General features: G+C 72.5%; 12 protein-coding genes. 5 read left to right on the forward strand and 7 right to left on the reverse strand.

What is annotated here, in order from left to right:
* The first annotated feature begins 93 nt into the window (after window positions 1–93).
* From ABD339_RS05025 to ABD339_RS05035, 3 genes are read left to right on the forward strand one after another with little or no spacing between them, the layout of a single operon-like run.
* Window positions 94–267, forward strand: coding sequence for a hypothetical protein (locus ABD339_RS05025; RefSeq protein WP_344562573.1), 174 nt, complete (start codon window positions 94–96; stop codon window positions 265–267).
* The gene (locus ABD339_RS05030) at window positions 264–497 is read left to right on the forward strand and encodes a hypothetical protein (RefSeq protein ID WP_344562575.1); all 234 of its coding nucleotides are present in this window, start codon (window positions 264–266) and stop codon (window positions 495–497) included. Before ABD339_RS05025 ends, ABD339_RS05030 begins: the two co-directional genes overlap by 4 nt.
* A complete protein-coding gene (locus tag ABD339_RS05035; protein WP_344562577.1) occupies window positions 494–736 on the forward strand; it encodes a hypothetical protein in 243 nt (80 codons plus the stop codon). Before ABD339_RS05030 ends, ABD339_RS05035 begins: the two co-directional genes overlap by 4 nt.
* 70 nt (window positions 737–806) lie before the next feature.
* On the opposite strand, the gene ABD339_RS05040 is transcribed toward ABD339_RS05035, so the two are convergent.
* On the reverse strand, window positions 807–1,880 hold the full coding sequence (locus ABD339_RS05040; protein WP_344562581.1) for an alpha/beta fold hydrolase: 1,074 nt from the start codon (window positions 1,878–1,880) through the stop codon (window positions 807–809).
* Between the two features lie 42 nt (window positions 1,881–1,922).
* On the opposite strand from ABD339_RS05040, the gene ABD339_RS05045 reads away from it, so the two are divergent.
* Window positions 1,923–2,540, forward strand: a complete 618-nt coding sequence (locus ABD339_RS05045) for a helix-turn-helix domain-containing protein (RefSeq protein WP_425575885.1) — start codon at window positions 1,923–1,925, stop codon at window positions 2,538–2,540.
* A 551-nt stretch (window positions 2,541–3,091) separates the two neighbouring features.
* Window positions 3,092–4,045, forward strand: a complete 954-nt coding sequence (locus ABD339_RS05050) for a hypothetical protein (RefSeq protein ID WP_344562585.1) — start codon at window positions 3,092–3,094, stop codon at window positions 4,043–4,045.
* Between the two features lie 654 nt (window positions 4,046–4,699).
* On the opposite strand, the gene ABD339_RS05055 is transcribed toward ABD339_RS05050, so the two are convergent.
* From ABD339_RS05055 to ABD339_RS05080, 6 genes are all read right to left on the reverse strand, one after another.
* Window positions 4,700–5,686 carry an urea transporter gene (locus ABD339_RS05055; RefSeq protein ID WP_344562587.1) on the reverse strand — a complete coding sequence of 329 codons (987 nt, stop codon included), beginning with the start codon at window positions 5,684–5,686 and terminating at the stop codon, window positions 4,700–4,702.
* Between the two features lie 173 nt (window positions 5,687–5,859).
* A complete protein-coding gene (locus ABD339_RS05060; protein ID WP_344562589.1) occupies window positions 5,860–7,401 on the reverse strand; it encodes a lanthionine synthetase LanC family protein in 1,542 nt (513 codons plus the stop codon).
* A 92-nt stretch (window positions 7,402–7,493) separates the two neighbouring features.
* Window positions 7,494–7,655: a hypothetical protein gene (locus ABD339_RS05065; RefSeq protein ID WP_344562591.1), complete on the reverse strand. Its 162-nt coding sequence runs from the start codon at window positions 7,653–7,655 to the stop codon at window positions 7,494–7,496.
* 19 nt (window positions 7,656–7,674) lie between these two features.
* The gene (locus ABD339_RS05070) at window positions 7,675–10,764 is read right to left on the reverse strand and encodes a lantibiotic dehydratase (RefSeq protein ID WP_344562593.1); all 3,090 of its coding nucleotides are present in this window, start codon (window positions 10,762–10,764) and stop codon (window positions 7,675–7,677) included.
* Window positions 10,765–10,942: 178 nt separating this feature from the next.
* On the reverse strand, window positions 10,943–11,887 hold the full coding sequence (locus ABD339_RS05075) for a thiopeptide-type bacteriocin biosynthesis protein (RefSeq protein ID WP_344562595.1): 945 nt from the start codon (window positions 11,885–11,887) through the stop codon (window positions 10,943–10,945).
* A 171-nt stretch (window positions 11,888–12,058) separates the two neighbouring features.
* Window positions 12,059–13,483 carry a tetratricopeptide repeat protein gene (locus tag ABD339_RS05080; RefSeq protein ID WP_344562597.1) on the reverse strand — a complete coding sequence of 475 codons (1,425 nt, stop codon included), beginning with the start codon at window positions 13,481–13,483 and terminating at the stop codon, window positions 12,059–12,061.
* Window positions 13,484–13,521 lie beyond the last annotated feature (38 nt).

The following is a 13,521-nucleotide window of genomic DNA, read 5'->3' on the forward strand; positions in this document are numbered from 1 at the left end:
CGAGGACGAGACCACTCAGCCCATGCCGCTCTCGCGGCCGTTGGCGTACCCGCCGTGCGCCTGCCCCCGCTGCCGCAGGGGGGCGTGAGCGCAATGCCACGTGACCCGACCGCCGCACCGTGGCGGCAGGGATGGTGCGGCCGATGCCCCGTCTGCGACAAGCCGCTGACCGTCGTGAAGCTGACCGAAAAGCACCACGGCGGCGTCCCCACCACCATCATCCGGTGCCGCTGCGGCTGCACCACCAAGAAGAAAGCCCGCCCGTGACCGAGCATCGCTACGACCCGCACCGCGCCCTCCTACGCGTCCTGGCGCGAGCCCTGTACCCGCACGGCGGTGGCCCCCTCGCGGTCCGGTCGGAACTCCTGCGCGCCGCGTGGAAGACCAGCCCCGAGAAGGCCCGGGCCCACGTACTGGCCGACCCCGGCGAACTGGACAGACAGTTGCACACGGCCCTGGAGCTGGTGGCCGCCCGACCGAAGCCGGTGAATCTGTGACCGGCCCCGCACCGCTACCGCGCGACCTGGACCACCTCGTCCAGCCTGGATTCCGCTGCCGCTGCGACCAGCGCGTCCCACAAGTGATGGCCGTGGCCTACGTGATGGGCCAGTCCGGGCCCGGCTGCACCGTCAAAGCCTGCGTCCCCCATGCCCGGCAGATGGCCGACCACCCGCTGGCCCCCGACTGGCTCAAGGCCGACCTCGATGCACTCGACACACTGCGGGGCCTCTCGTGAGCACGCCCCTCCTCGCCAGCACGTCCCTCCTCGCCAGCACGTCCCTCCTCGCCCTGGCCGAACCGCTCATCTATGTGTCCTTGCCCGTGAAGGCGAGAATTTCGCGCGTCACGGCTTCGGGGTTCTCCTCGGCGAGCCAATGCCCCGACTTGGGGATCTCGACGGCGCGGGTGATGCGGGTCAGCTTCGGCTCCAGGGTCGGCCGGGTGGCGGCGAGCGAGCCGGTCGCGGTGAGCAGCAGCGTGCGGGTGTTCACGGAGCGGGCCGCGATGTTGTCGCGCTCGTCCTTATCCAGGGTGCGGTACAGCTCGAATCCGGCGTGCAGCACTCCGGGGCGGCTGTAGGTGCGGAGGTATTCGTCGGTTTCCGCCCTGGTGAACGGGGATTCGGTCCGCGTGCCGCCGAACGCCGATCCCCCGAAGGCGACTTGGGGATAGAAACCCGTCAGGTATTCACGTACGTCACCCCGGTTGTCGACGAGCTGCTCGGGGATTTTCTTCTGGCTGTTGAATGCCATGTGCCAGGAGAAGGAGCGGTACTGCGCGGCGGGCAGTTTCCGCCCCGGGAGGGGGTAGTCCATGTGTACGTAGGACTTGACCTGATCGGGGAATTGCGAGGCGTACTGGAATCCGACTCCGGCACCGAGGTCGTGCGCGACCAGGTCGAATTGCTTGAGCCCGATCCGGTCGCGCAGCAACCCGTGGACATACCGCGCCAGCGTCTTCTTGTCGAAACTCGGCGGGGCTCCCTCGCTGTCGCCCAGGCCGGGGAGGTCCAGTGCGTAGACCGTATGGTGCTTGGCGAGAGCGGGCATGATCTTGTGCCACTCGTACCAGGTCTGCGGCCAGCCGTGCAGAAGCACCAGGGCGGGGCCGCTACCGCCCGTGACGTAGTGCATGCGCACGTCGCGGACCTTCGCGAACGCGTGCTGGAACGTCTTGCCGACGTCTCGGCCACTCTTCGTGGCCGCGTCGTACGAAGTCGGCGAGGCGTTCGCGGAAGAGGCCGCGGCCGGGGGCGAGGCCGCGACGTCCGGGGCGTTCCATGCGAGGGCGCCGCCCGTGCCGACCGCCAGGACGAGTGCGCCGGTGCCGAGTACGCGATACCACGGGAGACGACGGCCGAATCGCTGTGTCTGTGTCATGCGCCGACAGTCGCACCCGCTGTTGCGCGACTGCGCGGTTTTTTGCAGGATTGCAAAACCCGCCCGGACGGAGAGGCCGGAATCGTGTTGGACGATGATGAGGCGGTGCTCCGGAACGTCGGCCCGAGATTGCGGTCGCTCCGCCGGACCCGTGGCGTGACGCTGACCGAACTGGCCGCGCAGACGGGCCTTGTCCCCAGCACCATCTCCCGGATCGAGCGCGGACAGACCCGCCCCACACTGGAACAGCTCCTCCCGCTCGCCCGCGCCTATGCGGTCCCGCTGGACGAACTCGTCTCGGCGCCCCCGACCGGCGATCCACGGGTGCATTTGCGCCCGGTCCGCAAACACGGGCTGACGTTCGTGCCGCTCGGCATGCCGACCGGCGGCCTACAGGCGTACAAAGTCCTCTACCCCCCGGTGTCGCAACTGCCGCCCCCGCAGTTCCATTCGCATCCCGGCCGGGAATGGTTCTACGTGCTGAGCGGGACGGTGCAACTCGTACTCTCCGGCACCCGCACGGAATTGACAGCCGGTGAGGCGGCGGATTTCAGCACGGATGAGCCGCACTGGATCGGCAATGCCAGAGACGACATGCCCGCCGAGACCATCGCCATCTACGGGAAGCAGGGCGAACGCGTACACATCACCGATGTCTGACGAGCCTCAATTCCTAGGGCCGATTCCGACGCCAGGGGGCCGGCCGCATACGAGGGCGCATCCATGAATGACAACGCCCCCGATACGGATACACCCCTCAAATTCCCGGATTCACCCCGGAGTCGACTGGTTACGCGGGGCGACCGAGAGCGCCTCATTTATCGTCGGGGCAGCGTTGCCCGTTGAACCAATTTCACCGACACCTCGTTGTACGGACCGAAGAGGTAAGTGGGGAGCCGCTCTGGCGGCCTGCCAGGCGAATACTCCACTGCCGGAACCCATTGGCGGCAAGGGGGCGACCAGCCGTGACCACTCCACAACAACCTCCCATCCCGAAGGACCCACAACCGGACTATTCCGACGTCGGATCCGATGGATATGTTTCGGATGACGCGGCCTCCTTCACGGAGGAGCCGGAGCACACAGACGCCACTGTCCCGGAAGCCGTAATACAACAGGCGCAGGATACGGGGCGGGCCACCACCTGGACCCCGCAGCCGGGGACGGGTTTCGGCTCCTCCAAGTACGGTCCTCCTCCGGACCAGCTTCCGGTGGCCAGAACCGGGCCTTTCGCAGGCGCCCCGCGCACCTACAGGGAGGACCAGGCGCCGCTGTACGACTGGCGTCCTCCGGCGGACCCGGCCATCAGTTTCAGCCAAGGGATCCCCGCCAAGAACGGTCTGGCTCCCCGGAGTCTCCAGCAGCACCAGAACCGGCCCTCGGATTCCGCGTTGGTCAGCCTCACCCGTAACCCGGATCCGAAGGCCAAGCCCTCCTGGGCCCAGGACCCGGTCTCGGGTGTCTCCCACCGGCGCACCGTACTCGGCCCCGGCGGCTACGACTTCGTGACCTCCCTTGCCGCGCCGAGCAAGGTCGAGCGGGGGGAAGTCGGCCAGTGGAAGGGGGTGAAGCCCGAATTCGTCGCCAGGATCGAGTCGTTCGACCGGAACAACAACCAACTCTGGACGAAGGACAACCCGAACGCCTCTGACAAGGTAAAAGCCAGACTCATGCAGCTGGACCACGAGGCGACGCCGGACCGCGTCCATCAGGCGGCGGCGCGCGCCATGCGCGGCCAGGCAACGGCATACGACCAGTTGCGCCACCTCTACGCAGAGGCTTACGCCGAGTTCTCCGAGAAGCGCGGCGAGCCCGCCGCGCACGGCGCGCGCGCCCAGGAGGACGGCAACATGCGTGCGTACGCCGAGTGGTGGCAGGCCCACCGTCAGGACCCGACCATCAAGGGATACGCCGATACGTGGAAAGCCAAGTACGGCCGGGACGACTCTCACTCGAATGTGGCGAGTGCCGCCTGGGCGTCCCGGAGGACACTGGGCCCATCGGGGCGACCGCCCCACGCCACCGCCTCGGGCGGCCTGCGCAGGGGTCCGCAGGGCGTCTCGACCGCCCAGCTCTTCCCGCGCGAGCGACCCCCGGTGTCGAACGCGAACCCGAACGCGAACCCGAACGCGAACAGCGGCAACAAGCGCAGGAGGCTCAAGTAGACGGTGCCGTCACCGGCGCCCCGACGCCCCGCGCCTGGCTGCTCCGGCGGGTCCACACCCGACGTGGCCGAAGCTCGCCCTGGCATGCCGCTTCCCCCTCAGGTTCTGAACCGTTCCCCCTCCACTTCCGTTGCACGTTGCGGGTCCGTATGAACTGAGCGACCGGACAGGAGAACTTGGCCATGGCGGGACATCCGACTGACGGGCAAGGCGACAGGCCGCCGAAGCCGACCGGCTTCCGAAAAGCCCTCAAGGGAATCTTCGGCAGAAGCAAGAAGGCCAAAAGAGAAGCGGCCACCGAAATAAAGCCGGCCACCCTGAGCCCGGAAGAAGTTCGGCGGATGGAGGAACTCGCCGAGGCGCAGGCAGGACCGTCACCGCGCGACAGCACAGAAAGTCAGGCGCCGGGCACCAACGCGCCCTACGATCGAAGTGCCCAATCCACTCCTGACCAACTCGCGGCGTGGAACGGATTCTCCGCGGCCTCGATGAGACCGGCTTCCGGCCAGGCGAACCCGCCGACTCAGGCCGCCGGCTCTTCGGCCGCAGCGGGGCCCCCGCCCAGGGCGAAGCCCCTTCACGGTGGCACGCCCTCGAAAGGCGCGAAGAGGTCGCGCTGAAAACCCTCGTCCGCATCGATCACACGGGCCGGGATCAGGCCGGGTCCGGTGCCGGGCGCAGCCGGGGAAATGAGGGGACGGCGGCCAGGAAGACCAGCGTGGTCAGGATGTAGGGCCAGGTGAGGGTGTGGCCGCCGAAGGGGGAGAAGAACGAGGTGACGGCGACGGTCAGCACCGTCGAGGCGGCGGCGCCGACGGCCGCGTACAGCAGGCTCCAGGCGCCCCGCTGAAGGAAGACCGCGCCCAGCGCCATGGCGACGAGCACCGCGTTGTAGCCCATCAGCCCTTCGCTGACCCCCGGGGTCGGCGCGCCCAGTGCCCACGCCGTGGCGATGCCGACGACGCTGCCCAAGCACGCGGTCAGCCCGGCCACCACGTCGGCGACGAAGATCCCCAGCAAGAAGAGCAGGCCCACGTACCACTGCGGCATCAAGAAGATCTGGCCGACGTTGGCGAAGAAGGCGTGCACCGCGTCGCCCCAGTCCAGCGTGGCGGGCCCGGAGGCGGAGCGGGGCAGCGCGGAGAGGGAGGAGCCCTCGTGCCAGACGCGGCGGAACCCGGGCGCCGCGATCGTCACCACGCTGGCTATCAGGCAGAACGGCAGCGTGAAGGTGGGCATCGACCACGGGCGGAGCAGGTTGACCAGCGCGCCGGTCACCACGGTCGCCACGGCCGCGCCCGCCACCGCCATCACCCACGTCGAGGCGTACCCGGGCCCGAGGAAGACCGCGAACGCGACCGCCACGAGGCACCCGTTGAACCCTTCGAGCCCCGCGCCGATCCGCTCCCGCTCGACACCCAGCGCGTACGCGGCGGCCGTGCCCACGACGGTGCCCACCAGCGCGTACAGCCCGTACTGCCATCCGGCGGCGAACAGCGCGGCGACGAAGAAGACGCCGCATGCGGCGTTCGGCATGAAGTCCACCTGCGCGATACCGCGCAGCACTACGTAGCCGAACCGGAGCGGTTGGCGGCGCCCGGCGGCGGGCACGGGGAGATCCCACGAGAGGACACGGCTCATGAATGTAACGTACATGTGTCTAGTACGGGGTCCAGCCCGGGGGTCCGACGGCGCCACAGGCGGGTGGCAAGCCCGGCAGGCCGTCGGCGGGGCTACGTCGGCCGCCGGGCACGGGCCGACGTGCCGGGCTCCGGGCGGCGGGCTCCGGGCTCCGGGCGGCGCGCGGCGCGCCCTCAGCGCAGGCCCAGGCAGGGCAGCCAGGTGCCGCTCGCGCCGGTTGACGTCAGGACCGCGGCCAGCGCACCGCCCACCCCGGTGAGCAGCCCGGTGCGCTCCCGCCCCAGTGCGCGCAACTCGTCCTCCGCGGCCAGCAGATGGCGCAGCATGCGGGCGCGCAGTTCGGTGGCGGCGCTCAGCGCGGCATGCCGGTGGAAGGCGTCCGCGACGGCCAGCACCCCGGCGGCGCCGTGGCACAGTCCGAGCCGGTCCCCGGGGTGGTCGCCGAAGAGGTGGAAGCCCTCGTGGTAACCGTCGGCCAGCGAGGTGAAGGCATCGGCCGCCCATCCGGCCGTCTCCCCGTCGCCCAGCGCGTCGGCCGCGTCCCACAGCGCCCAGGCGACTCCGGGCGTGCCGTAGCACCACGCCTGGCGGGCGTCCGCGCCCGCCAGCAGCGGGGCGTCGTCGAGTCCGGCGCCGCTCCAGGTGCGGATGTCCCGGGCGTCCTCGTAGGACTCGCGCCGCAGCCAGTGGCAGATGTGGACCAGCGCGCCGGCCAGTTCGGGGCGCGGCCCCAGCCGCCGTACGGCGGCGGAGAGCGCCGAGGCCACCCCGGCGACGCCGTGGCCCATCCCGGTGTTGATCCGCCCGTGCAGCCAGCCCAGCAGGGCGTGTCCGGGGTAGTGGGCGCGCAGTCCGGGCAGTTCGGCGGCGTCGCAGAGTGCGGCCAAGTGGGCGGCGAACGGGGCGAGTTCGCACGCTCTCTCCGCCTTTCCCGGGCCCGCCCCGGGGCCCGCTTCCGTACCCCCTCGCGGACCCGCTTCCGGGCCCTCGGTGGTGAGGGCGAGGAGCGTGCCCGCGGGGCCGAGGATCAGGTCGTAGTCCGGGAAGGTGACGGCGCCGTAGCGGCGCGGCTCGCCGACGGGACGGTCCAGCAGCCGCTCGTGCAGCCGGTCGGCGACGCCGCCGACTCCCGGGTGGAGCGCGGCCGAGGCCCGCAGCCCGACGAGCGTGCCCGACAGCCCGCCGTCATACAGCCCCAGGTGTCCGGGCCCTCGACCGGCCCCGCGTACCCAGACGGCGGTCGCGCGCGCTGCCACGGCCCGCTCGTCGGGCCCGCCCACCTCGGCGAGCAGCCGCGCCAGTACGGGGACCCCGGGGTCCCCGGGGTGTTCGAGATGCGCGGGATCGGGTGGGGACGGCGTGACGGGACGTTCGGATGGGTCCGGTGCGACGGGTCGTTCGGATGGGGCTGGTGCAACGGGGCGTTCGGATGAGGCTGGTACAACGGGGCGTTCGGATGAGGCTGGTGTGACGGGGCCGCCGCCCGTGCGGGCGTCGTCCGCACGCCCGCCGTCCACACGCCCGCCGTTCGCGCGGCCCTCGTTCGCACGGACCGCCAACCTCCCTGCCCCCTGGGCGAGTTGGCGGTGTTCGTGTTCCTGGTGCTCCCGTCGTACCCGGTCGGCCCACGCGTCCAGGGCCTCGACGGCGACGCGCACCGCCATCGCCCGCGCCCGGTCCCGCGTGCTCGTGTCCGGAAGGGCCTGCTGTGACATCGCGTTCCTCCCCTGACGTCCGTCGGTCGCGCTCTCGCGCGGGGGCCCGCCCCGGTGCGGGGCGCCGGGGCGGGCCGGCGAGCACGGTGAGGTCAGCAGATCACCGCGGTCTGGCAGATCACGATGGAGCAGAGGTTGCTACAGACCCCGCTGTCCACGGACGTTCCCGGCAGGTCGGTCTCCATGATCCTGGCGTCGAGGTCGTCGATGAGGCTGTCGAGGTTGATTTCGGTCGCGCCGAGCGGCTCGGGCATGGTGATCTCCTTTTCCTTGTCACTGCGGTTGTGGTGTCCACCCCGGCGCACCGTCGTCTGGCGGCCGTGGGCCGGAGGGGTCGGGCACGCCGCGCCAGGCGGCGTGAGCCAGGCACGCCAGTTCCGAAGCTGTGCGGTCGTGCGGCAGGCGCAACAGCAACTCCCCGGCCACACCTTCGAATGCGCGGCCTTCGTCGGTGCCGTCGTCCGTGTCGGCGTCGGCGTCTGGGTCCGGGCCACGAGCGGGGCCGGGACCACGGCGGCGGTCGCGCAGCGCGGGTGCGTCCGGGCCCGGCAGCGCCTCCTCGAAGATCAGGTCCTCACCTGGACTGGCCTGGCACAGCCGCTCCAGCGCCTGGAACACGGGCAGCGCGGCGAGGTCCACCGGGAGCGGCTTGGCGGCGGGCTCCGGCCGTACGTAGGCGAAGCGCGGCAGCCCGGCCGAACGGCGCAGCCTGGCGAGCGCCGTGACCTTGGCCGCCTCCGGCTCGCCGGGGCGCCACAGGTCCGCCCGGGGCACCCGCCACTGCGCGGGGCTGACGACCAGCACGCCGCCGACCGTCAGCCGGGGCACGCGCGGCGCCCGGGGGAACGCGGCGGCCAGCCCGTCGAGTTGTACCGCGTACGAGGTGGCCGGGTGGCCCGCCGCGGTCAGCAGCCGCAGGAGCCCGTCGTAGGGGGGAGCCGGGGTGCGGGTGGCGTGGTGCACAGGTAGGACCCGCACCCCGTCGGCCTCCGCGATCAACACATCACCCGCACTGCGGAGGGTGAGACGGTCGAGCGGGAGGTGTGTGGCGGCGGCCGGAAGGCCGGAGCGGGAGCCCGCCTCGGCCGGACCGCCGATTCCGGCGCGGGACTCGCTGCCGGTGCCGGGGTAGTAGAGCGCGGTGTTGGGGTCGCCCGTGCACCAGGAGGTGAGCACCGGGCGCCGTACGGCGTTGGCGGCGGCCTCGGCCAGCGGCGGCAGCAGCACCTCGACGAAGCGCACACCGGCCTTCCGCTCGAAGGCCGCCAGGAAGTCGCGGTAGACGGCGGGGTTGCGGTACGCGGCGGCGTCGGCGTGCCCGGCGCCGCTCCCCTGCTCTCCCCCGTGCAGCGCGGAGAGCGCCTCGGCGAACCGCGCGTCCACCATCCCCGCGGGCGAGACGGTCTCCAGCACGGCGAGCGGCCCCGCCCCGGCATGCGGGCCGGTGCCCGTACCGGGGCCGGTCGGCGCGGCTGAGGGGGCTGAGGGGGCTGACACAGCTGACGGGGTGGACAGGACCGGCGGGAGGGGCGGGAGGGGACGCAGCAGGCAGTCCGCCGGCCAGGCTTCCAGTACGCCCGGAACCCGGGGCGCACCCAGCGCGTCGAGCAGCGCGACGTCCAGATCGACCTCTTCCGCGTCCAGGTGTGCGCCGATGTGGGCCAGCAGCCGCCCGTACCCCGAGTCGGAGGTGCGCGCGGGCTCCCACCCGCCGTAGCGGGTCCGGCCGCGCGGGGCGGGTGCCGGGCCGCCGTCGCCCGGCAGGTGCTCGGCCATGATCTGTACGACGAAACGGGGTTCGGGGCCGATCGAAGCGGCCTCCTCCCACTCCCGCCATCTGGCGCCCGGGGGCCTGTCCCGGGTCCGCAGCGCCGCGAGCCGCCGGGCGAGCCGCACTCCTTCGGCGACCCGCGCCACGGCTCCGCGGCTCGGCCCGGCGCCTGCCGCCAGCCTCCGGTAGGAGTCCAGGAACCAGCCTCTGGGCTCCCGTTGGCCTCCGGTGACCAGGGGCGGCAGCGGCTGCGGGGCGTCGGCCCGGGGGCCGGGGACGGTCTCCGGGCGGGATCCGGCGGCGGCCTCCCCACGGGATCGCGGCGCGGCCGCGGGGCCGGACCCGGGCGCGGCCCCGGAGTAGCGGCCGGGCGCGGCCCCGGAGTGGCGGCCGGGCGCGGCCCCGGAGTGGCGGCCGGGCGCGGCCCCGGAGTGGGGGCCGGGCGGGGAGGACAGCTGCCGGAAGGAGGCGGGCTTGTAACTCCCTCCGGCAACCGTCCAGTCGAGCTGCCGGGCCTCGGGACCCGCGCAGACCTGGAGGGCACCCATTCGGTGCAAGTGGGCGAGGAAGCCGCGCAGTACGGTCCGCTCGGCGGAGCCGGTGAGGGATTCCTCCAGTCCGGCCAGGGCACGGGGCCCGGCCCGGAGCAGGCTGATGACCGCCTCCAGCGGCGGAGTGCGGCGCAGCGCGAGCCGGCGCAGCCGGGCGCCCTGCACGGTCGGGTCCACGACCCAGCAGTGGAGGTGTCCGGTGCCCGGCTCGCCCACGAGGTGGTGCAGCGGCGCGAGCGCGATCGATGTCCCGGGGCCGGCCGCGCGCAGATCCGCGTTCCGCAGGTCCGTCCACAGCAGATGGACGTTCTCCGTCATCCGCGCGGCGACCTCCTCCAGCGCCGGCGCACCGTGCAGCAGCGCGGCAGGACACTCCGCGTCCGGCGAGCGGGGCCCGGCGGTGGGCTCGATCGCAGACTCGGTGGCGGGTACGGTCGCGGGTTCGGCGTGTACGGGCACGACGGCGAGTTGCCCGATCCAGTCCCGGGGTGTCGTCTTGGCGGCGGCCCGGCCCAGCGCCCGCCACAGGTAGCCGGTTCCCTTGCGCTGCCGCTTGCCTTCCCACGGTTCGCCCGCCGCCGCGCGCCGCTCCAGGTCGGCGACGACGCGGGGCGAGGCGCGCTCCACGAAGTCCCGCAGTACGGGATCCGAGCGGAACAGCGTCACCAGCAGCGTCCCGGCGCGCTCGCGCTCGGCGGCGACGACGCGCTCGAAGCGGTCGTGTTCGCGGCACAACGAGGCGGCATCGCGGGCGAGTTCGTCCAGTTCGCGGGCCAGCGCGGGCGCCAGCGGCGCGATCCCCTCGCCCACCAGGCGCCGCGCGGCCGTGTCGCCAGGGCCCGCGGGGTTCTCGGGGGTTCCGGGGGTTCCGGGCGCGGTGCCCGCGTGCAGCGTACGGCGCAGCGCGAGCACGGCCCGCCGCTCCTCGACGGCGAGCCGGTCGTCCGGCACCACCTCTTCGCCGAGTCGTGCGCCCAACTCCCGTGCTCTGTCCGCGAGTTCTTCGTCCTGCTCACACAGGTGCAGGGCGCGCTCGAACACGCTCGCGTTCCCCACAGCCCCCCACACCCCCATCCCGGCCCCGCCCGCCCGGACCAGTCCGAGAGCCCCTACCGGCTCCGAGTCCACCCGTGCTCCGGCGCACAAGGCGGAGGAGTCGGACGGGGCGGACAGGGCGGGTGAGGCGGACGAGGACCGCGCGCCCGGCCCGGCGCGGGTCTCAACTCCGTGCGGCGACATACCGGCTCCCCTCGTCGGCGAGCGCGTCGGCCAACAGCCCTTGCCGGGCCAGGGAGACGAGGCCGCGGTTCCAGTGGAAGACGGTGAAGTACGCGGCGGCCACGCGGGGGCCGATCGTCGCCTCGCCCGCCTCGAAGTAGCCGGTGCGCCACCGGTCCGCCGCCAGCAGCATGGCCTCGGCATGACGGGCGAGGGTGGCTCCGCGCGCGGACGGGAAGTCCTTCAGCGCGTCCTCACGCGTCATCCGCCAGCGCTCCACGATGCCCTGGGCCGCGCGCTGCCGTGCGGACCGGTCCGTGTCGGCGAGCGCTGCGGGGCGCACGCCCCGGCCGGCCTGAGTGCGAATGATTTCCCACACGCCCCGGTGCTCCCAGCCGACGATGCCGAGGCCGGTGAAGACTTCCCGCAGCAAGAGCAAGGAGTGCCGCCACCCGGTCAACTGACCCTGCTTTCCCGGGTGCTGGAGGTGGTGGTCCAGCCAGGCGAGCGAGTCGAGCGTGAACAGGTCGTGTACATACGGCATGGAGGCGTGGCCGCCGAACAGATAGTGCTCGGGCTCGTAGACCACGCACACCGGCGCCGCACTCAGGCATTCACTGCGCGCGAACCGGCGCGACAGCGCGGAACGCAAGGGTTCCGCCTCACCTGTCGAAGCCTCGAAGCGCACGCGAATGCCGGGCTGTTTGTGCATGAAAAAGAAATTCCGCGCCCGTTCCGAACCGAGGAATTCCCGTGCCGTGGAGACGAGTTGGCCGTAGAGGAAATGGCGGGCCTCCGCTCCCGGCACCGGCCGGAGATTGAGCTGCACCCACGCCGCGGACCGTCCGGTGTCCCGTAGCGCGGCGCGTCCCCCGGCCAGAAAGAGCCGACCGCGCGCACGGGCCACCCGAATCCGGCCCGTGAGCAGGTCGTCGGCCTTCGTCAATTCCCGCCCCCTTCGTGGAAATTCTTCTCACGAAAGGCGTTCCCCGCATGAGCTTGGATGAATAACTGATCCGGGTTCTTCATATAATGGACGGGTGTGCGCCGGAGCACGGAATCCGGGAGTCCGGGCATCCGGGCCCGGGGGTCGGGGCGGGGGTCGGGGGCCCGGCAGCTACCGCGAGGCCGTGGACTCGCGGGGAGCGAGGGCGTCGCGGGCGGGCGCCGCCAGGGCCGCCGCCTTCGCACGTGCCGTCGCCGCGACGGCGGCCTCGCCCAGTTCTTCGGCCAGCCGCGCCCGCCCGAGCCAGTTGTAGGGGCTGCTGGGCCGCAGCTGGAGCCGCTCGCTGAGCAGGGTGCGCGCCAGCGCGCACCGCTTGGCGCGCAGCGCCGCCTCGACCAACGTGCGCTGTACGGCGTCCCGTTGGGCGTGACTGCCGCCGAACGTCTGGAGCCGGTGGCGAAGCGGCAGCAGCAGGTCAACGGTGTCTTCGTACCGCTCCTGCGCGAACGCGACCAGCGCCCGGCACACCGGCAGCCCGATCTGACCGGTCATGGCGTGGTTGGTGACTCCGGGCCGGGGCCGCGCCGCCCATTCGGCGCGCTCGTGGACCAGCGCCTCGGCCTCGCGCAGTCGGCCCGCACCGAGGTAGGCCATGACGGCGTGCGTGTCGTTGAAGGCGTAATGCGGGCCGTCGCCGCGCGCGGCCCACGCGTCGGCAAGCGGGCCCCACCGGTCCCCGATGGCCTCGTGCGCCCCGTCGAGGCCCAGCCGCCACAACAGCGCGGAGGCGTCCAGCAGTTCGAGGGCGAGTCCTTTGGAGTCGGCGTGCTGGAGGCTGGCGTCGTAGATCTCCACCGCACGGGCGGGATCCCCGGCCTCCAGCGCGTAGAGGGCGTAGTGCCACCAGTTGTGCACGGCCATCATGTTGCCCGCGCCCCAGTCGTGGACGCGGGCGTCGAGGTAGCAGATGCCCTCGGCGAACCGGCCCTGCATCTCCAGCGCGTGCACGACGGCGTGGATGCCCCACACGTCCCCCGCGTTCCGGGCGACGGCGGACAGCGCCACCTGCTCGGCCCGCGCGTACTGCCCCGACTCCTCCAAGCCGAAGCCGAACATGCCCAGCAGCGGCCCGTAGTGCGGATCGTCCTCGTCCCATGCGGACAGCGCCCCGGCGATACGGTCGCGCAGCCGGTCCGCGTTGCCGGTGAAGTAGTCGATCTGGTGTCCGACGACGAGCGCGAGGGTGTCGCACGGCCAGCGCACCGACAGTTCCCACAGCAGGTCCCCGGCGCGTGCCAGGTCTCCCGCGAGCCATACGGATGCCACCTGGAGGTGGGCCCGCTCGCGCGCGGTGAACGCGCTCTGGTCCGCGCCGGCCCGGAAGCGCGCGAACTCCTCCCGGGCCACGGCCGCCGGGCCGGGTTCGGTGCCCAGCAGTCCCATGTACGCCGCGAAGGCGTGCCCCATCGGGCTCTTCGGGGCCACCTCGCGCAGTGCCCGTACGGAGTCGGCGACATCGCCCCGGAAGAACAGCAACGAGTCCACCGCCCTCGCGTAGAGGCGAGCCGCCTCTCCCTCTCCGCCGCCGCAGCTCATCTCCGGCTCCCGCCGGTCCCGCCCCCGGCCCCGACCCC

The organism is Streptomyces axinellae (genome assembly GCF_039532135.1).
In the GTDB taxonomy this organism is placed as follows: domain Bacteria; phylum Actinomycetota; class Actinomycetes; order Streptomycetales; family Streptomycetaceae; genus Streptomyces; species Streptomyces axinellae.

Coding starts and splice junctions, on each gene's coding strand:
- ABD339_RS05025 (WP_344562573.1), top strand. CDS start 94: ATGCCACGTGACCCGACCGCCGCACCGTGGCGGCAGGGATGGTGCGGC.
- ABD339_RS05040 (WP_344562581.1), bottom strand. CDS start 1,880: ATGACACAGACACAGCGATTCGGCCGTCGTCTCCCGTGGTATCGCGTA.
- ABD339_RS05055 (WP_344562587.1), bottom strand. CDS start 5,686: ATGAGCCGTGTCCTCTCGTGGGATCTCCCCGTGCCCGCCGCCGGGCGC.
- ABD339_RS05060 (WP_344562589.1), bottom strand. CDS start 7,401: ATGTCACAGCAGGCCCTTCCGGACACGAGCACGCGGGACCGGGCGCGG.
- ABD339_RS05065 (WP_344562591.1), bottom strand. CDS start 7,655: ATGCCCGAGCCGCTCGGCGCGACCGAAATCAACCTCGACAGCCTCATC.
- ABD339_RS05080 (WP_344562597.1), bottom strand. CDS start 13,483: ATGAGCTGCGGCGGCGGAGAGGGAGAGGCGGCTCGCCTCTACGCGAGG.